Origin of the sequence: Sphingomonas sp. CFBP 13728, assembly GCF_014841895.1 — a bacterium.
Lineage (GTDB): Bacteria > Pseudomonadota > Alphaproteobacteria > Sphingomonadales > Sphingomonadaceae > Sphingomonas.
This window is the reverse complement of record NZ_JACYUS010000003.1, coordinates 435,627-453,039: the sequence shown is the minus strand read 5'-3', so window position 1 is coordinate 453,039 and position 17,413 is coordinate 435,627. Positions and strand designations below refer to the sequence as shown.

Here is a 17,413-nt window from a genome sequence, read left to right as displayed (position 1 = left end):
ATACCGGCAGTGTTGGACGAAATGATGGCACCGCGCGCCCGGTGCGGAGGCAGGGCACTGGCGAGCGACGCCCGCGACCGCTACAGGTGAACCATGGTGTCCTTTTCGCGCTTGTACCGCGCTCCCGTCCTCATCCCCGTCATCCTCGGCCTCGCCATTCCGGCGAGCGGCCAGATGGCGACGCAGCAGGCCGTATCCACCCCCATCAAGGAGGGCGCCAAGGAAGCGCCGACGCTTCCCGAACTGCCGGGGATCGATACGACCGCATGGCTCTACAAGGGCAGCGATCTCACGCGCGATCCGGAGTGGAAATTCGGCACGTTGCCCAACGGCATGCGCTTTGCGGTGCGCAAGAACGGCGTGCCACCGGGCCAGGTGTCGGTGCGCGTGCGGATCGACGCGGGCTCGCTGAACGAGACCGACAGCGAGCGGGGCTTCGCGCATTTCATCGAGCATCTGTCGTTCCGCGGCTCGGAATACGTGCCGGACGGTGAGGCCAAGCGCGTGTGGCAGCGGTTCGGGGCGACCTTTGGGTCTGATACCAACGCGCAGACGACGCCGACTTCGACCACCTTCAAGCTCGACTTGCCGTCCGCGACTGAATCCGGCCTCGACGAGAGCCTGAAGATCATGTCGGGGATGATGGAGAAACCGGTCATCACCGATGCCTCCGTCACCGCCGAGCGTCCGGTCGTGCTGGCCGAACAGCGCGAGCAGCCGGGGCCGCAGGTGCGGTTCGGCGATGCGATCCGCGCGACCTTCTTCGCCGGCCAGCCGCTGGCGGATCGCTCGCCGATCGGCAACATCAAGACGCTGGAGGCGGCGACCGGCGCTACGGTGAAGGCGTTCCACGATCGCTGGTATCGACCGGAGAACACCGTCGTCATCATCTCGGGCGACATGGATCCGGCGCTGTTCGGGCGACTGATCGTCAAGAATTTCGCGGACTGGAAGGGCGTTGGCCCGGTCGTGCCTGCGCCCGATTTCGGCAAGCCCGATCCGAAGGCGCCGGTTTCCGCGACGATCGCCGAGCCGGCGATCCCGGCGGTGGTGACGCTCGGCGTGGTGCGGCCCTGGGAGTATAAGGACGACACCGCGATCATGAACCAGAAGCGGCTGGTCGACGTGTTGGCCACCCGGCTAATCAGTCGTCGTCTGGAAACGCGCGCTCGGGCTGGCGGGAGTTTCCTGCAGGCGGGCGTGTCGATCGACGACGTCTCGCGCTCGGCGAACCTGACCAGCGTCAATATCGTGCCGATCGGCACCGATTGGGAAGCGGCGTTGAAGGACGTCCGCGCGGTGATCGCCGATGCGCAAACCAACGCCCCAAGCCAGGCCGAAGTCGACCGCGAATACGCCGATTTCGACACGATCATGCGGACCAGCGTCGAAACGGCAAAGGTCGAGGCGGGGTCGAAGCAGGCGGACGACATGGTCGGCGCGCTCGACATCCGCGAGACGGTGGCGGGGCCCGAGACGTCGTACAAGATTTTGCAGGACGCCAAGGCGAAGGGCATGTTCACGCCCGCCACGCTACTCGCGTCGAGCAAGGCGATCTTCGAGGGCACGACGCGCGCTCTCGTGAATACGCAGACGCCTGATGCGGGGGCTGCGGCGAAGCTTGCGACCGCGTTGAAGGCGGACGTTTCGGGTCTTGCTGGCAAGCGCCGCGCGCAGGCCGCGGTCGATTTCTCGAAGCTGCCGTCGCTCGGCAAGCCGGGCGTCGTCGCGAGCCGCGAGAAGATCGCTGCGTTCGACATGGAGCAGGTGAACTTCGCCAACGGCACGCGCGTGCTGCTGTTCCCGAACGCGGGCGAGACCGGGCGCGTGTATGTGCGCGTGCGCTTCGGCGGCGGCTATACCGCGATCCCGTCGAACCGGCCGACGCCGGCCTGGGCGGGCGATCTCGCGCTGGTCGCGGGGGGTATCGGCAAGCTCGACCAGGGCGATCTCGACCAGCTGACGGCGGGGCGTCGGATCGGGCTCGACTTCGGGATCGACGACGATGCGTTCACGCTGAGCGCGATCACCTCGCCGGCGGATTATTCGGATCAGTTGCGGCTGATGGCGGCGAAACTCGCGTTCCCGGCCTGGGATCCGGCGCCGGTGGCGCGTGCTCGGGTGGCAGCGTTGGCTGGGTTTGCCGGGTATGATTCGTCGCCGGACGGTGTGTTGTCGCGCGATCTCGAAGGTCTACTGCGGGCAGGCGATCCGCGTTGGGGGACGCCGTCGAAGCCGACCGTCGAGGCGCTGAATGCGAAGGACTTCCGCGCGTTCTGGGAACCGATCCTGAAGACCGGGCCGATCGAAGTCTCGATCTTCGGCGACGTGAAGACCGAGGATGCGATCGCGGCGGTGGCGAAGTCGTTCGGGGCGATGAAGCCGCGGACGGCGGTGTCGACGGTCGGCGCGCCGGTCGGCTTCCCCGCGCACAACGCGACGCCGGTGATGCGTGCGCATACCGGGCCTGAGAACCAGGCAGCGGCGGTGATCGCGTGGCCGACGGGTGGCGGGATCGACAACATCGTCGAGGCGCGGCGTCTCGACGTGCTGGCGCAGGTGTTCAGCGATCGGCTGTTCGAGCGGCTCCGGCAGGCGGCGGGCGCGAGCTACAGCCCGAACGTGTCGAGCCAGTGGCCGGTTGGCATGAATACCGGCGGGCGGATGGTCGCGATCGGGCAGGTCGCGCCGGACAAGGTGTCGTTCTTCTTCCAGATCGCGCGGCAGATCGCGGCGGAACTGGTGTCGACGCCGATCGCGGCGGACGAGCTGGACCGGATCAAGAAGCCGATGGGGCAGTATATCCTGCGCGCCTCGACCGGGAACCAGTTCTGGTTGCAGCAGCTCGGCGGCGCGACGTTCGATCCGCGGCGGATTGCGGCGACGCAGCGGATCGCGAGCGATTTGGTGGCGACGACGCCGGTGGAGTTGCAGGCGACGGCGGCGAAGTATCTGCGGCCGGAGAAGGACTGGACCATGGCGGTGGTGCCGGCTGCGACGCCTGCGAAGAAGTGATCGCCTAGTCCCTCTCCCCGCCGGGGAGAGGGAGGGAGGAGCCGCTTGGCGACGGAAGGGTGAGGGGCGTTGGCGGAGGCGTTCCGAGCCTCACGCCCCTCACCCTCCCACGCGCAAGAGCGCGCGGGCCCCTCCCTCTCCCCGTGGGGGAGAGGGTTATTTGTAGAGCGCGTCCAGACGTTCGCCGTAAGCCTGCTTAAGGACGTGGCGGCGGATCTTCAGGCTGGGCGTCAGCTGCTCGTTCTCGATCGTGAACGGGCCATCCGCGAGCAGGAACCGCCGCACCCGCTCTGTCACCGTCAGGTCCTTGTTCACCCGCTCGACCGCATGCCCGATCGCCGTCCGGAACTCGCTGTTCTCCGCTAACCGCGCGAAGCTGCAGGCGTCGCCATTGCCCGCGCACCATTCTTGCGTCCATTCCGGATCGGGCACGATCAGTGCCACCATGTACGGCCGCTTGTCGCCGGCGATCATCGCCTGCGCGATCTCGGGCTGGAGCGTGAGCATGCCCTCGACTTTTTGCGGGGCGACGTTCTCGCCCTTGTCGTTGATGATGAGGTCCTTCTTGCGGTCGGTGATGCGGATGCGGCCGCGGTCGTCGATCTCGCCGATGTCGCCGGTGTGGAGCCAGCCGTCCTTGAGCACTTTCGCGGTCTCGGCATCGTTGCGCCAATAGCCGTGCATGACGAGTTCGCCGCGCACCAGGATCTCGCCATCCTCGGCGATGCGGACTTCGGTGTCGTTGAGCGCGGGGCCGACCGAGTCCATCCGCACACCGGCCTTGGGGCGGTTGCACGAGATGACGGGGGCGGCTTCGGTCTGGCCATAGCCTTGCAGGAAGGTGAGGCCGAGCGCCTCGAAGAAGAGGCCGACTTCGGGATTGAGCGGTGCGCCGCCGGAGATCATCGCCTTCAAGCGGCCGCCGAATTTCTTCGAGATCTTCGGCTTGAAGAGGGTGGCGACGGCGGCCTGCATGGGGCGGTCGATCAGGCGTAGGCGGCCGGCATAGCGCTTGCTGCCGATGTCGAGCGCCTGGCGCAGGAGGTAGGCCGAGGCGCCGCCTTGTTTCTCGATCGTCTTCGAGATGCGCGTGCGAAGGACTTCGAACAGGCGGGGGACGACGAACATGATCGTCGGGCGCGTCTCCTCGATGTTCGCGGCGAGCTTTTCGAGGCCTTCCGCGTAGTAGATCTGGCCGCCCAATGAGATCGGGAAATGCTGGCCGCCGGTGTGTTCGTAGGCATGGCTGAGCGGCAGGAACGAGAGGAAGACTTCGTCGTCCCAGCCGAAATCCTCCGAGATGACCGACGCACACCCGGCGCAATTGTGGAGGATCGCGCCGTGGTGCTGCATCACGCCGCGCGGCGCGCCGCCGGTTCCGCTAGTGTAGATGATGCAGGCGAGGTCTTCGCGGGTGAAATCGGCGCGGGCGGCGGCGGTTTCGGGAGCGGTCTGGTGCGCGGCGATCAGCGCGTGCCAGTTGTGGAAGTCGATCCCGGCGGGGACCTTCATGTCCTCGAACCCGATCACGGTCTGCGCCTGGTTCGAGCGGATGACGGCGGGGAGGAGGGTTTTCGCGAGCTTGGCGGTCGAGACGATGATAGCGCAGGCGCCGGCGTTCTCGATGATGTGGAGATGATCGCGCTCGGTGTTGGTGACGTAGGTCGGCACGGTAATGCAGCCCGCGGCCATGATCGCGAGGTCGCTGAGGCACCATTCGGGGCGGTTCTCGGCGACCAGCATGACGCGGTCGCCGCGTTTCAGGCCTATCGCGGTTAGCGCGGTGGCAAGGCTGGCGACCTGGCGTGACGCCTCGGCCCAACTGGTGGCGACCCACGTGCCGCTCGTCTTCGTCCAGAGGAACGGGGCGTCGCCTTTCTCGGCGGCGCGCGTGAAGAACATCGTGACGAGGTTCGGGAAGCGTTCGAGCTGGCGGGCCATTGTCTCTCCTGAACTGCTCTGCGAGCTTGCCTTGGCGGGGGTGCTCGATCTTTGGGGTAGTATAGCCCTTTGGCGTGTCACGCTCCAAGCTTGTTTCCCCGCGAAGGCGGGGCCCCAGACTGGGCTCCCGCCTTCGCGGGAGAACAAGGAAGGGGCGGGCGGTTTACTCGGGGGCGCGCTGGAGGGCGCCGACGCGCTGGATCTTGGTAACCGAGCCGTCCTGGCTCATCGCGACGCCTTCGCTGCGTGGGTCCGCCGCACCGACCCATTTGCCGCCTACGCGTTCGATCGCGTTGGCTTTCAGGCCTAGCGCTGCGACCTGGACGGTCTCGCCTAGCGCCTGCAACGCGGGCACCATCGCTTCGCGCTCGGTGCCCTTTTCAGCAGCAGCGACGTGGCCGGGGGCGTAGAGCAGTCCGAGTGCGATCGAGTCCTGTGCCGACAGTTTCCAGTCGACCACGCCGATGATCGCCTTGGCCACCTGCGCGATGATCGTCGAGCCGCCCGCTGCGCCGACCGCGAGGCGCACCTTCCCGTCGGGGCCGTAGACGATCGTCGGGCTCATCGAGCTGCGCGGACGCTTGCCGCCCTCGACGCGGTTGGCGACGAGCGCGCCGTCCTTGACGGGGACGATGTCGAAGTCGGTGAGCTGGTTGTTGAGGACCGTACCGTCGACGGTGATGCCGGAGCCGAAATAGCCTTCTACGGTAGTGGTGACCTCGACGACGTTGCCGCGGGCGTCGACCGTCGCGATGTCGGTGGTGCCGGGGACCTCGCTGACCGGTGCGCGGGTGCGTGCGGGTGCGCCGGGAGGCGAGCCGGGCGCAACGCTGGCAATAGTCGTCGCGGGCGAGATCAACGCTGAGCGCTTCGCGAGATAGGCGGGGTCGAGCATGCCCTTGACCGGCACGCGGACGAAATCGGGATCGCCGACGTAGAGGTCGCGGTCGGCATAGGCGAGGCGCGAGGATTCGGCGAACAGGTGCCAGGCTTGCGCGCTATCCTTGCCGAGTTTTCCCATGTCGAAGCGTTCGAGCTGCTTCAGGATCATCAGCACGGTAATGCCGCCGGACGAGGGCGGGCCCATCCCACACACGCGATAAACGCGGTATTTGACGCAGACCGGCGGGCGCGACTTGGCGTCGTAGCTGGCGAGGTCGCCGAGCGTCATCTTCGACGGATTCCGTGCGGCGGTGTTGACCGCGGTGACGATCTTCTGCGCCTCGGGACCGACGTAGAAGCTGTCGGGGCCCTGGGTGGCGACGCGCTTGAGGAGGGCCGCCTGCTGCGGGTTCTTGATGACCGCGCCGATCGCGATCGGCGAGCCGTCGGGGGCGGAGAAGAGCTTTCGCGTCTCGGGCGTGATGTGGTCGCCATACGCCGTCATGCCGTTGACGAGGCGGGGGGAGGCCTTGAAGCCGTTGGTCGCGAGGCGGATCGCGGGGGCGAACAGTTGCGCCCAGGGCAGCTTGCCCGAGGCGCGGTGTGCGAGCGCCATGCCGCGTAGCGCGCCGGGAATGCCGACGCTGCGACCGCCGGGGACTGCGTCGCTGTGGCTCAGCGGCGTGCCGTCGGGGGCGTAGAACCAGCGCGCATCCGCTGCGGCGGGCGCGGTTTCGCGCGCGTCGATCGTGCTGAGCGCGCCGCCGGCCGCGTGGGAAATCCAGAAGCTGCCGCCGCCGATGCCCGAGCTTTGTGGTTCGACGACGTTGAGGGCGAGCATCGTCGCGATCGCTGCATCGGTTGCGCTGCCGCCAGCGCGGAGGATCTCGACGCCGGCGGCGGCGGCGCGGGGGTCTGCGGCGCTGACCATGCCTTGGTTTTTTGCCGTGGCCGGCTGACGGGCCTCGGTGGCAGCGGGGACGAGGAGGGCGAGCGCTAGGAGTGAGGTCTTCATCGCGGCGGAGCCTAGCGCGGTTCGGATATGAGGCAACCCGTCTCGCAACCTTGCGATCCTCCCCCGCCAGGGGGAGGTGGCGCCGAAGGCGACGGAGGGGGAGGACACGGAACAGAGCTTATCCCTTTCCGCCCCCTCCGACTGGCAAGCGCCAGCCACCTCCCCCTGGCGGGGGAGGATCGTTAGGTGTCCGTGCCCACCGCGTCGGCGACTGTCGCGAAGCCGTCGAGGGTCAGCAGCGCATCGAGTTCGCGCAGGATGCGGGCGGGGAGGCCGGGGCCTTCGTAGACCAGCGCGGTGTAGAGCTGGACGAGGCTCGCGCCGGCGCGGAGGCGGGCATAGGCTTCGGTGCCGCTGCCTACGCCGCCGACCGAGATCAGCGGGATCGCCGCGCCCGTGGCCTTGCGAAAGTCCGACAGGCGTTGGCGGGCTAGTGGGACGAGCGGTGCACCGGAGAGGCCACCCGTTTCCTTGGCGTTGGCCGAGCGCAGGCCGGGGCGGGAGATCGTCGTGTTGTTGACGATCAGCGCGTCGATCCGGTTGTCGATCGCCGCGCGGGCGATGTCGTCTATGTCGGCGGGTTCGAGGTCGGGGGCGACCTTGAGGAAGATCGGCGTCGTGCCCTTGGCGGCGGTGCAGGCGGCGAGGAGGTCGCGGAGCGCTGCACCGTGCTGGAGGTCGCGGAGGCCGGGGGTGTTGGGCGAGCTGATGTTGATGGTGATGTAATCGGCGTGCCGCGCGGCTCTGGTAACGCCGTGGACGTAGTCGGCGGTGCGGTCGGTCGCGTCCTTGTTCGCGCCGACGTTGATGCCGAGAACGCCGTTCCGCTTTGCGCTCTGTGCCCGGGGAAGCGCGCCATTGAGGCCGCCGTTGTTGAAGCCCAAACGGTTGATCACCGCACGGTCCTCGGGAAGGCGGAAGATGCGGGGTTTGGGGTTGCCGGGCTGCGCGAGCGGCGTGAGCGTGCCGATCTCGATGCTGCCGAAGCCGAGGCCGAAGAAGCCGTCGATAGCACGGCCGTCCTTGTCGACGCCCGCCGCGAGGCCGATCGGGTTGGGGAAGGCGATCCCCGCCACGGTCGTCGCGAGCCGTGGTACGCTGGGGGCGAGCGGCGTGCCGGCTTTGCCCCATGCGCCGAGCGCGGCGATGGTGAGGGTATGTGCGCGCTCGGCGTCGAGACGGAAGAGGATCGGGTGGTAGAAGGCCATGCGCGCTCTTAGGCAGAACGATCCCGCCGGCCAAATCCTTCTTCCGTCACCCCACGTTCCCCGTCACCCCAGCGAAAGCTGGGGTCTCCCCGTTCGAGGCGCCCGACCCAAACCGAGAGACCCCAGCTTTCGCTGGGGTGACGGGTTGTAAGGGAGCGGGCCGGATCGGGGCATGAGCGGCAAGAAAAACGGCCTCCAGTTGCGAGTCGTTAGCACGGCTCCGCGGGTTGACGATGCACTGCACAAAGCCCATTTGACCAATCGGATCATATCGGTCCGATTGGACTCCAAAGCCACCATGCGTCTTTCCAGCCTAGCCGACTATGCGGTCGTGATGATGAGCGCCGCGGCGCGTCATTGCGGCGGTATCGCGCGGCTGAACGCGACGCTGCTTGCGGAGGAGACCGGCGTCCCTTTGCCGACCGTGCAGAAGCTGGTGAGCCGGCTGTCCGCGGCCGGGTTGATCGAGAGCACGCGCGGCACAGGCGGCGGCTTTCGCCTGTCGCGACCGCCGGCGATGATCTCGCTCGCCGACATCATCGAGGCGGTCGAGGGACCGATCGCGTTGACGTCGTGCGTCGATGGCGCGTCGCAGGATTGCTGCGTCGAGCAGACGTGCAAGGTGAAGCCGCACTGGAACGCCGTCAACGGTGCGGTCCGCGGTGCGCTCGCCGGCGTGTCGCTCGCCAGTCTGTCGGCTCAGGCCCCAATCGAATCGCCCGTAACCCTGGATCCCCGCCTTCGCGGGGAAACGAGAGTGAGTGTATAATGGCTACCCGGAACGCAGAGGCATATGCCGCCGCGAACAAGACGTACGAGTGGGGCTTCTCCTCGGACATCGAACAGGAATTCGCGCCCAAGGGGCTGTCGGAAGACACGGTGCGCTTCATTTCCGCCAAGAAGGGCGAGCCGCAGTGGATGCTCGACTGGCGGCTGAAGGCGTTCGCGTTGTGGCAGACGATGGAGGCGCCCGACTGGTCGAAGCTCAACGTGCCGCCGATCGATTACCAGGACGCTTATTATTACGCGGAGCCCAAGGCGAAGCCGAAGCTCGGGTCGCTCGACGAGGTCGATCCGGAGATTCTGCGCGTCTACGAGAAGCTCGGCATTCCGATCGGCGAGCAGAAGATGCTGGCGGGTGTGGTCGAGGATCCGCTGAACGAGGACGGCACGCCCAAGCGTCGCGTTGCCGTCGATGCGGTGTTCGACAGCGTCTCGGTCGCGACCACGTTCCGCAAGGAGCTGGAGGCCGCGGGCGTGATCTTCCGCTCGATCTCCGAGGCGATCAAGGAATATCCCGATCTCGTCCGGAAGTGGCTCGGCAAGGTCGTGCCGCAGCGCGACAATTACTTCGCGACGCTGAACTCGGCGGTCTTCTCCGACGGCACCTTCGTCTACATCCCGGAGGGCGTGCGCTGCCCGATGGAGCTGTCGACGTACTTCCGCATCAACGCCGAGAATACCGGGCAGTTCGAACGCACGCTGATCGTGGCGGACAAGGGGTCGTACGTCTCGTATCTCGAAGGCTGCACCGCGCCGATGCGCGACGAGAACCAGCTGCACGCCGCCGTGGTCGAACTGGTCGTGCTCGACGATGCCGAGATCAAGTATTCGACCGTGCAGAACTGGTATCCGGGCGACGAGAACGGCGTCGGCGGGATCTACAACTTCGTCACCAAGCGTGCGCTGTGCCAGGGCAAGAACTCGAAGGTGTCTTGGACTCAGGTCGAGACCGGCAGCGCGATCACGTGGAAATATCCGTCGTGCGTGCTGCTCGGTGATGGCTCGGTCGGCGAGTTCTATTCGGTCGCGGTGACCAACAATCGCCAGCAGGCCGATACCGGCACGAAGATGATCCACCTCGGCAAGAACACGCGATCGACGATCGTGTCGAAGGGGATTTCGGCCGGGCGTTCGGACAACACGTATCGCGGGCTGGTGCGCGTCGCGCCGACGGCGGAGGGCGTGCGGAACTTCACGCAGTGCGACAGCCTGCTGCTCGGCGACCAGTGCGGCGCGCATACCGTGCCGTATATCGAGGTCCGCAACCCGTCTGCCCAGATCGAGCATGAGGCGACCACGTCGAAGATCTCCGAGGACCAGCTGTTCTACGCGATGTCGCGTGGGCTGGATCAGGAGGCGGCGGTGGCGCTGATCGTGAATGGCTTTGCGCGGGAGGTGCTGCAGCAGCTGCCGATGGAGTTCGCGGTGGAAGCGCAGAAGTTGCTTGGGATCAGCCTTGAGGGGTCGGTGGGGTGATGTCGGAAACCGAAAATTTGAGCATCCGGTTTGAGATCGACATTAATGGCGAAGCTACGTCGATGGAAATGGATAACTTGGCGGTTCTCCCACGCACCGGGGACGTCGTCGAATGTAACTACGTTCACGGGACCAAGGTCGAATTCGAAGTGATCGCAGTTCGCCATTTTTTGTACAGCAGCGGACATGACATCATCCAAAACATAACTGTTCGCGGTAGGGCTATTTAACGTGCTGAAAATTGAAAACCTCCACGCCGAGATCGACGGCAAGGAAATCCTCAAGGGCCTGTCGCTCGCGGTTAACGCGGGCGAGGTGCACGCGATCATGGGGCCGAACGGGGCGGGCAAGTCGACGCTGGGCTATGTGCTCGGCGGGCGGCCCGGTTACGAGGTCACGGCGGGCTCGGTGACGTTCGACGGCGTCGACCTGCTCGAGCTGGAGGCGCATGAGCGCGCCGCGGCGGGCGTGTTCCTGGGCTTCCAGTATCCGGTCGAGATCCCCGGTGTGTCGAACGTACAGTTCCTGCGCGAAGCACTCAACGCGCAGCGTGCGACGCGGGACGAAAAGCCTTTGTCGGGCGGCGAGTTCCTCAAGCTCGCGCGTGGGCAGGCGGATCTGCTCGGCATGGATTACGACATGCTCAAGCGGCCGGTGAACGTCGGCTTTTCGGGCGGCGAGAAGAAGCGCAACGAGATGGTCCAGATGGGCATCGTCAACCCGAAGTTCGCGATTCTCGACGAGACCGATTCGGGGCTCGACATCGATGCGCTGCGCGTCGTCGGCGACGGCATCAACCGCATCATGCGCGCGCCCGACAAGGCTGTGCTGCTGATCACGCACTACCAGCGGTTGCTCGATTACGTGGAGCCGGACTTCGTCCACGTGCTGGCGGACGGCAAGATCGTCCGCTCGGGCGGCAAGGACCTCGCCAAGCAGCTCGAGAGCGAAGGCTATGTGGGGATCGCCGCGTGACGATGCTGCTCGACCTTCCCTCGACGCGCGAGGAATCGTGGCGCTGGGGTGATCCGGCGGCGATTGCGGCGGCGGCCGGACTGCCGCGCGGCGCCGCGCTGGACGCCGATGCGTGGTTTATGGACCTGCCGGGTGCGCGGGCGCTGTTCGTCGACGGTGTGCTGGATCAGGGTCGAAGCGATCTGCGCCATGTCACGATGACGGCGATCGATGGTGGCGAGCATGCGCTTGGTCGTCGCACCACGGGTAGCGGTTGGTCGATACAAGTCGAGGCGAACGCCAGCGTTGAGCTTCTTCAGATCGTCCACATCGCGACCGGCGGCGAGAACCAGCTTCCGGCGGAGATCGTGCTGGCTGATGGCGCGAGCGCTTCGGTGGTCGAGACGTATGTCGGGGCTGGCTGGTCGAACCGGTCGACGCGAATGATGCTTGGCAATGGTGCGAAGCTTACGCGGGCGGTGCGGTTGCTTCAGGTCGGTGGCTTCGTGTCGTTGCGCGACGAGGTCGAGATCGGTGCCGAGGCGAGCCTGATCGTCACTGTGTTGGGCGCGGGCGATGCCGGGACGCGGATCGATGGGTCGATCACGGTGACGGGAGACGATGCGTTTGCCGAATATGGCGGCGCGTTGCTGACGCGGAACGACCAGCGGCAGGAGTGCGCGGTGTCGGTGCGGCATGCGGCACTGAACGGGCAGAGCAAGCAGATCTGGCGTGCGGTCGCGGCGGACAAGTCGACCGCGAGCCTTGCGGCGCGGGTCGAGGTGGCGCGCGATGCGCAGAAGACCGACGGGGTGCAGTCGTTGCGCGGGTTGCTGTTGCAGCGCACCGCGACGGTGAACCTGAAGCCCGAGCTGGAAATCTTCGCGGACGACGTGAAGTGCGCGCACGGCGCCACGGTCGGCGAACTCGATCAGCGCGCGCTGTTCTACATGCAGAGCCGCGGCATCCCGCATGCCAAGGCGCAAGCGCTGCTCACGCGCGCGTTCGTTGGCGATGCGTTCGTGCAGATCGCCGACGAAACCGTACGCGAGGCTTTCGTGGCTGATGCTGATGCGTGGCTGGAGCGGGCATTATGAGCGTGATCGCCGACGTTCGACCCTTGGACCGGTTGTCGGATTTTCCGGCGATCCCCGAGGGCTGGGCGTATCTCGATACCGCTGCCACCGCGCAGAAGCCGCAGGTCGTGGTCGACGCAATTACGCGCGCGTATGGCGAGACCTACGCGACGGTGCACCGCGGCGTGTACCAGCGGTCCGCCGACATGACGGTCGCCTATGAGGCCGCGCGCAAAGCCGTGGCGCGGTTCGTCGGTGCGGGTTCGGCCGACGAGATCGTGTTCGTGCGCGGTGCGACCGAGGCGATCAATCTGGTTGCGCAGTGCTGGGCCGGGACGCAGTTGAAGGCGGGTGACCGCATCCTCCTTTCCATGCTCGAGCATCACTCGAACATCGTGCCGTGGCAGATGATCGCGGAACGCCTCGGCGTCGCGATTGATGTGTTGCCGCTCACCCCTGACCACCGCATCGATCTCGACGCGATGGAGCGGATGATCACGCCGGCGCACAAGCTGGTTGCCCTGGGGCATGTCTCGAACGTGCTCGGCTCGGTGCTCGACGCCAAACGCGCGACTGAGATCGCGCATTCGGTTGGGGCGAAGATCCTGCTCGACGGCTGCCAGTCGGTGCCGCGGATCACGGTCGACGTGAAGGCGATCGGCTGCGATTTCTACGTGCTCTCCGGGCACAAGCTGTACGGGCCGACCGGGATCGGCGTGCTGTGGGCCAAGCCGGAACTGCTCGACGCGATGCCGCCGTACCAGGGTGGCGGATCGATGATCGACAAGGTGTCGTTCGCGAAGACCACTTACGCGCCGCCGCCGGGACGGTTCGAGGCGGGCACGCCGCATATCGTCGGGGCGCTCGGGCTGCATGCGGCGATCGACTATGTCGAGAGCATCGGGCTCGACGCGATCCACGCCCACGAGACGGCGCTGGTGACCGCGACGCGCGAGGCGCTGTCGGGGATCAATTCGGTGCGGCTGTACGGCCCGGCGGACTCGGCGGGGATCGTCTCCTTTACGATCGAGGGGGTTCATCCGCACGACATCGGCACCATATTGGACGAGGAGCGCGTCGCAATCCGTGCCGGCCATCATTGCGCGCAGCCGCTAATGGAGGCGCTGGGCGTCGAGGCGACGGCACGCGCGAGTTTCGGCGTGTATAACGGGCCGGCGGACGTCGCGGCGCTGGTGCGTGGTATCGAGCGAGTAACGAGGATATTCGGATGAGCGATCGGTTCGAGATCGAAGAAGTGGATGCGGTCCAGTCGCCGCCCAAGGCGCGCGTCGTCATGGGGACGGACTCCGATTCGGAGCGCAAGCGTGACTATCTCGCGGGCTTCCTGGCGCAGAAGCCGCAGGTGGATTCGCCCGGCGAGCCCGGCGGCGCGGTGTACGATGCGATCATCGATGCGCTGAAGGAGATCTACGATCCCGAGATTCCGGTGAACATCTATGACCTGGGGCTGATCTACGGCGTCGAGGTGACCGAGGACGGGCATGCGGTGGTGGCGATGACGCTGACCACGCCGAACTGTCCGGTCGCGGAGTCGATGCCGGCGGAGGTCGAGATGCGCGTCGGGTCGGTGCCGGGGGTCGGGTTTGCCGAAGTGAACCTGGTATGGGATCCGCCCTGGGATCCGCAGAAGATGTCGGACGAGGCTAAGCTCGAGCTGGGCATGCTGTAACAATTCCCCTCCCGCTTGCGGGAGGGGTTAGGGGAGGGGAGAGCGGAACGCGGCTGTTCAAGCCCTCCCCCAACCCCTCCCGCAGGCGGGAGGGGAGCAGAAGGAATTGGTAATGGCGACGACATTGCGAGCACGGCCGGCGGCGCTGAACCTCACGGAGACGGCGCACGCGCGGATCGCCGACCTGATGGCTCGGGCTCCGGAGGATGCGATCGGGGTGAAGCTGTCGACGCCTAAGCGTGGGTGTTCGGGGCTGGCCTATTCGGTGGATTACGTCACCGAGGCCAAGCCTTTCGATGAGCGGATCGATACGCCCGGCGGTACCTTGTTCGTCGATGGCGGGTCGATCCTGTATCTGATCGGCTCGACGATGGACTGGGTCGAGGACGACTTTACCGCTGGTTTCGTATTCCAGAACCCCAACGCCAAGGGCGCGTGCGGCTGCGGCGAGAGCTTCACCGTCTGAGTTCTACCACGAGGTAGCATGTATCCCCGCGAAGGCGGGGACCCAGACTGGGCTCCCGCCTTCGTGGGAGAACAAGGACGAGCGGACTGCCGTTCGATTTCGTCACCCCTTCTACCACCCCGGCGAAGGCCGGGGCCCAGTTGGGAGACGCTGCTGACATTGCGCTGCGCATCGTCACAGTCACCTTGCCAACTGGACCCCGGCCTCCGCCGGGGAGGATATTATCGCTCGGGTAGCGATTGGCCGCTGGCCTTGCCCCCCGGTCACGACCTGTGCCACTCCCCGCGCAACAAGAGGGGATGTCCGTGGCCAGTCTGTTTCGCCGAAAAATCGTCACCGAGCAGCCGCCCGAGCATCAGCTAGCGCGAACGCTGTCGTGGCCACACCTCGTTGCGATGGGCGTTGGCGGGATCGTCGGCACGGGCATCCTCACGCTGATCGGCGTAGGAGCAGGGCTCGCCGGGCCTGCGGTCATTCTGTCCTTCATCATCGCCGGCGGGATCTGTGCCTGCGCGGCGCTCGCTTATGCCGAGATGGCGACGATGATTCCCGCCTCGGGCAGCGCGTACACCTACAGCTATGTCGTGCTTGGCGAGCTGATCGCCTGGGTGATCGGCTGGTCGCTGATCCTCGAATATTCCCTCGTGGTGTCGACCGTCGCAGTCGGCTGGTCCGGCTATGCCGCGCCGTTGCTGCGCGGCGCGTTCGGCTTTCCCGAGGCGCTGACACTCAGCCCCGAACTCGGCGGTATCCTCAACGTGCCGGCGATCTTCATCATCGCGGTCGTGGCGGGCGTTCTGTCGTTCGGGACGCGAGAGAGCGCGACGTTGAACGCCGTGCTCGTCGGCGTGAAGATGATCGCGCTGACCGTGTTCGTGTTCATCGCGCTGCACTATTTCAACAGCGCAAACCTGCACCCGTTCATGCCCTACGGCTTTCCCAAGGCCGTGCAGCCCGACGGGGCGGAGCGGGGCGTGATGGCGGCGGCGGCGATCATCTTCTTTGCTTTCTATGGCTTCGACGCGATCTCGACCGCGGCTGAGGAGACCAAGAACCCCGGCCGTGATCTGGCGATCGGCATCGTCGGGTCGATGGTAGCATGCATCGCGATCTACATCCTCGTCGCGGTCGCCGCTGTCGGCGCGCTGTCGTACACCAAGTTCGCCGGCAGCGCAGAGCCGCTCGCGCTGATCCTGCGCGAGATCGGCCGCCCCGGGTTTGCGACCTTCCTTGGTGCGTCCGCCGTCATCGCGTTGCCGACGGTGCTGCTCGCGTTCCTGTTCGGGCAAAGCCGCATCTTCTTCACGATGGCGCGTGACGGGTTGCTGCCGTTGAGTCTTGCAAAGGTCTCGAAGCGCGGCGCGCCGGTGCGGATTACCTGGATCACTGCGGCGATCGTTGCTGTCATTGCAGGGCTGTTGCCGCTCGCCGAGATCGCCGCGCTCGCCAATGCGGGGACGCTCGCCGCATTCGTCGCGGTCTGCGCCTGCATGCTGGTGATGCGTCGCCGTGCGCCCGATGCCTTGCGGACGTTCCGGGCACCGGCTGCGACGCTGGTCGGTACGATCGGTATTCTCGGCTGCCTGTACCTGTTCTTCAGCCTGCCTTCGAAGACGCAGCTGTATTTCGGGCTGTGGAACCTGCTCGGACTGGTGATCTACTTCGTCTACGCACGGCCGAGGGCGCTGGCCGAATGAGCGGTTGGACGATCGGGATCATCGGCGGGTCGGGGCTGTACGCAGTTGATGGGATCGAGGATGGGCGGTGGCGGGCGGTGGAGACGCCTTGGGGCGAGCCGTCCGATGCGATCTATACCGGGCGGGTCGGGCATGTCGGGGTGGCGTTCCTGCCGCGACATGGGCGGGGGCACCGGATCTCCCCGTCGGAGCTGAACGCGCGGGCGAATATCGATGCGTTGAAGCGGCTTGGCGTGACGGACGTACTGGCGGTGTCGTCGGTCGGGTCGCTGGTCGAGATGCGGCCGCCTGGCAGTTTCACCGTGGTCGACCAGTTCATCGATCGTACCAAGGGGCGACCGTCTAGCTTTTTCGGGACGGGCCTCGTCGCGCATGTGTCGATGGCGGACCCGGTTTGTCCGCGTCTGTCGCGCTATGCCGCCGACGCCGCGGGTGAGGCGGGCGCGCAGGTCGACGACCGCGGGACCTATCTCGCGATGGAAGGCCCGCAATTCTCGACGCGGGCGGAAAGTCGGCTCTACCGCCAATGGGGCTGCGACGTGATCGGGATGACCGCGATGCCCGAGGCGAAGCTCGCGCGGGAGGCGGAGCTTCCGTACGCGCTGGTCGGCATGGTGACGGATTACGATTGCTGGCGTGAAGACGAGGCGGGCGTCGATGTGGCGCAGGTCGTGGCGCAGCTTGGCGCGAATGCGGCCAAGGCTCGGGCGATGGTGATGGCGTTGCTGCGCGCGTTGCCGGTGGAGCGTGAGGCTTCGCCGATTGATACGTGCCTGGATAGCGCGATCATTACGGCGCGGGAGGCTCGCGATCCGGCGCTGGTGGCGAAGCTGGATGCCGTGGCGGGGCGGGCGCTTTCTCGGGGCTGACGCTTGACCTTGCCCTCACCCTTCCCTCTCCCGAGGGGAGAGGGAGAGACGCCGAAGGCGGCGAGGGTGAGGGCAGGGGGCGCTGGCGTCGGCGCTTGGAACCCTGGGCTCCCGCTTTCGCGGGAGAACGAGGTTGGGCGGCGCTCCGTGAAAAGTTCGTCATTCGCCGCGTTCGACATATCCCTGCAACATATCGGGGCGAAGGGGAGTGCGTCGCCGCTCCCTCTCCCCTGTGGACGGCGATTTGACCGGGTCTCCCCTGTCCCGGTCTTCTCCCTGAACTACGGGGCGATCCTTGCGATCGCCCCGCCTTTTTCGTTCGGGAGTGGGTGCCTTCGTTG

General features: G+C 66.4%; 13 protein-coding genes. 10 read left to right on the top strand and 3 right to left on the bottom strand.

What is annotated here, in order from left to right:
• Positions 1-93 precede the first annotated feature (93 nt).
• Positions 94-3,015, top strand: coding sequence for a M16 family metallopeptidase (locus tag IFT67_RS14990; RefSeq protein WP_192238985.1), 2,922 nt, complete (start codon positions 94-96; stop codon positions 3,013-3,015).
• 156 nt (positions 3,016-3,171) lie between these two features.
• On the opposite strand, the gene IFT67_RS14985 is transcribed toward IFT67_RS14990, so the two are convergent.
• The 3 genes from IFT67_RS14985 to IFT67_RS14975 all read right to left on the bottom strand — a co-directional run bounded on the left by IFT67_RS14985 (position 3,172) and on the right by IFT67_RS14975 (position 8,061).
• Positions 3,172-4,956, bottom strand: a complete 1,785-nt coding sequence (locus IFT67_RS14985; protein WP_192238984.1) for an AMP-dependent synthetase/ligase — start codon at positions 4,954-4,956, stop codon at positions 3,172-3,174.
• Positions 4,957-5,119: 163 nt separating this feature from the next.
• On the bottom strand, positions 5,120-6,853 hold the full coding sequence (gene ggt, locus IFT67_RS14980) for a gamma-glutamyltransferase (RefSeq protein WP_244647408.1): 1,734 nt from the start codon (positions 6,851-6,853) through the stop codon (positions 5,120-5,122).
• Between the two features lie 182 nt (positions 6,854-7,035).
• Positions 7,036-8,061 (bottom strand): quinone-dependent dihydroorotate dehydrogenase, encoded by a 1,026-nt coding sequence (locus IFT67_RS14975; RefSeq protein ID WP_192238983.1) that lies wholly within the window; start codon positions 8,059-8,061, stop codon positions 7,036-7,038.
• Between the two features lie 298 nt (positions 8,062-8,359).
• Between IFT67_RS14975 and IFT67_RS14970 the strand changes: the two genes are divergently transcribed.
• The 9 genes from IFT67_RS14970 to IFT67_RS14930 all read left to right on the top strand — a co-directional run bounded on the left by IFT67_RS14970 (position 8,360) and on the right by IFT67_RS14930 (position 17,072).
• Complete coding sequence (locus IFT67_RS14970; protein ID WP_192238982.1) at positions 8,360-8,830, top strand: SUF system Fe-S cluster assembly regulator; 471 nt, start codon at positions 8,360-8,362, stop codon at positions 8,828-8,830.
• Positions 8,830-10,320, top strand: coding sequence for a Fe-S cluster assembly protein SufB (gene sufB / locus IFT67_RS14965; protein WP_056057660.1), 1,491 nt, complete (start codon positions 8,830-8,832; stop codon positions 10,318-10,320). Before IFT67_RS14970 ends, sufB begins: the two co-directional genes overlap by 1 nt.
• Positions 10,321-10,551: 231 nt before the next feature.
• On the top strand, positions 10,552-11,295 hold the full coding sequence (sufC, locus tag IFT67_RS14960) for a Fe-S cluster assembly ATPase SufC (RefSeq protein WP_121903654.1): 744 nt from the start codon (positions 10,552-10,554) through the stop codon (positions 11,293-11,295).
• 2 nt (positions 11,296-11,297) lie between these two features.
• The gene (locus tag IFT67_RS14955; protein WP_192239161.1) at positions 11,298-12,371 is read left to right on the top strand and encodes a SufD family Fe-S cluster assembly protein; all 1,074 of its coding nucleotides are present in this window, start codon (positions 11,298-11,300) and stop codon (positions 12,369-12,371) included.
• Positions 12,368-13,582, top strand: coding sequence for a cysteine desulfurase (locus tag IFT67_RS14950; protein ID WP_192238981.1), 1,215 nt, complete (start codon positions 12,368-12,370; stop codon positions 13,580-13,582). Before IFT67_RS14955 ends, IFT67_RS14950 begins: the two co-directional genes overlap by 4 nt.
• Positions 13,579-14,040, top strand: coding sequence for an SUF system Fe-S cluster assembly protein (locus IFT67_RS14945; RefSeq protein WP_192238980.1), 462 nt, complete (start codon positions 13,579-13,581; stop codon positions 14,038-14,040). Before IFT67_RS14950 ends, IFT67_RS14945 begins: the two co-directional genes overlap by 4 nt.
• A 112-nt stretch (positions 14,041-14,152) precedes the next feature.
• Positions 14,153-14,506 carry a HesB/IscA family protein gene (locus IFT67_RS14940; protein WP_060523833.1) on the top strand — a complete coding sequence of 118 codons (354 nt, stop codon included), beginning with the start codon at positions 14,153-14,155 and terminating at the stop codon, positions 14,504-14,506.
• 299 nt (positions 14,507-14,805) lie between these two features.
• On the top strand, positions 14,806-16,203 hold the full coding sequence (locus IFT67_RS14935) for an amino acid permease (protein WP_192238979.1): 1,398 nt from the start codon (positions 14,806-14,808) through the stop codon (positions 16,201-16,203).
• Positions 16,200-17,072, top strand: coding sequence for an S-methyl-5'-thioadenosine phosphorylase (locus IFT67_RS14930; protein ID WP_192238978.1), 873 nt, complete (start codon positions 16,200-16,202; stop codon positions 17,070-17,072). The genes IFT67_RS14935 and IFT67_RS14930 overlap by 4 nt, the downstream gene beginning before the upstream one ends.
• Positions 17,073-17,413: the final 341 nt, after the last annotated feature.

What these genes read in the sequence shown, in the direction of transcription:
- IFT67_RS14940 (WP_060523833.1), top strand. Translation starts at nt 14,153, where the DNA reads ATGGCGACGACATTGCGAGCACGGCCGGCGGCGCTGAACCTCACGGAG.
- IFT67_RS14955 (WP_192239161.1), top strand. Translation starts at nt 11,298, where the DNA reads ATGCTGCTCGACCTTCCCTCGACGCGCGAGGAATCGTGGCGCTGGGGT.
- IFT67_RS14945 (WP_192238980.1), top strand. Translation starts at nt 13,579, where the DNA reads ATGAGCGATCGGTTCGAGATCGAAGAAGTGGATGCGGTCCAGTCGCCG.
- IFT67_RS14990 (WP_192238985.1), top strand. Translation starts at nt 94, where the DNA reads ATGGTGTCCTTTTCGCGCTTGTACCGCGCTCCCGTCCTCATCCCCGTC.
- IFT67_RS14935 (WP_192238979.1), top strand. Translation starts at nt 14,806, where the DNA reads ATGTCCGTGGCCAGTCTGTTTCGCCGAAAAATCGTCACCGAGCAGCCG.
- ggt (WP_244647408.1), bottom strand. Translation starts at nt 6,853, where the DNA reads ATGAAGACCTCACTCCTAGCGCTCGCCCTCCTCGTCCCCGCTGCCACC.
- sufB (WP_056057660.1), top strand. Translation starts at nt 8,830, where the DNA reads ATGGCTACCCGGAACGCAGAGGCATATGCCGCCGCGAACAAGACGTAC.
- IFT67_RS14970 (WP_192238982.1), top strand. Translation starts at nt 8,360, where the DNA reads ATGCGTCTTTCCAGCCTAGCCGACTATGCGGTCGTGATGATGAGCGCC.
- IFT67_RS14930 (WP_192238978.1), top strand. Translation starts at nt 16,200, where the DNA reads ATGAGCGGTTGGACGATCGGGATCATCGGCGGGTCGGGGCTGTACGCA.
- IFT67_RS14985 (WP_192238984.1), bottom strand. Translation starts at nt 4,956, where the DNA reads ATGGCCCGCCAGCTCGAACGCTTCCCGAACCTCGTCACGATGTTCTTC.
- IFT67_RS14950 (WP_192238981.1), top strand. Translation starts at nt 12,368, where the DNA reads ATGAGCGTGATCGCCGACGTTCGACCCTTGGACCGGTTGTCGGATTTT.
- IFT67_RS14975 (WP_192238983.1), bottom strand. Translation starts at nt 8,061, where the DNA reads ATGGCCTTCTACCACCCGATCCTCTTCCGTCTCGACGCCGAGCGCGCA.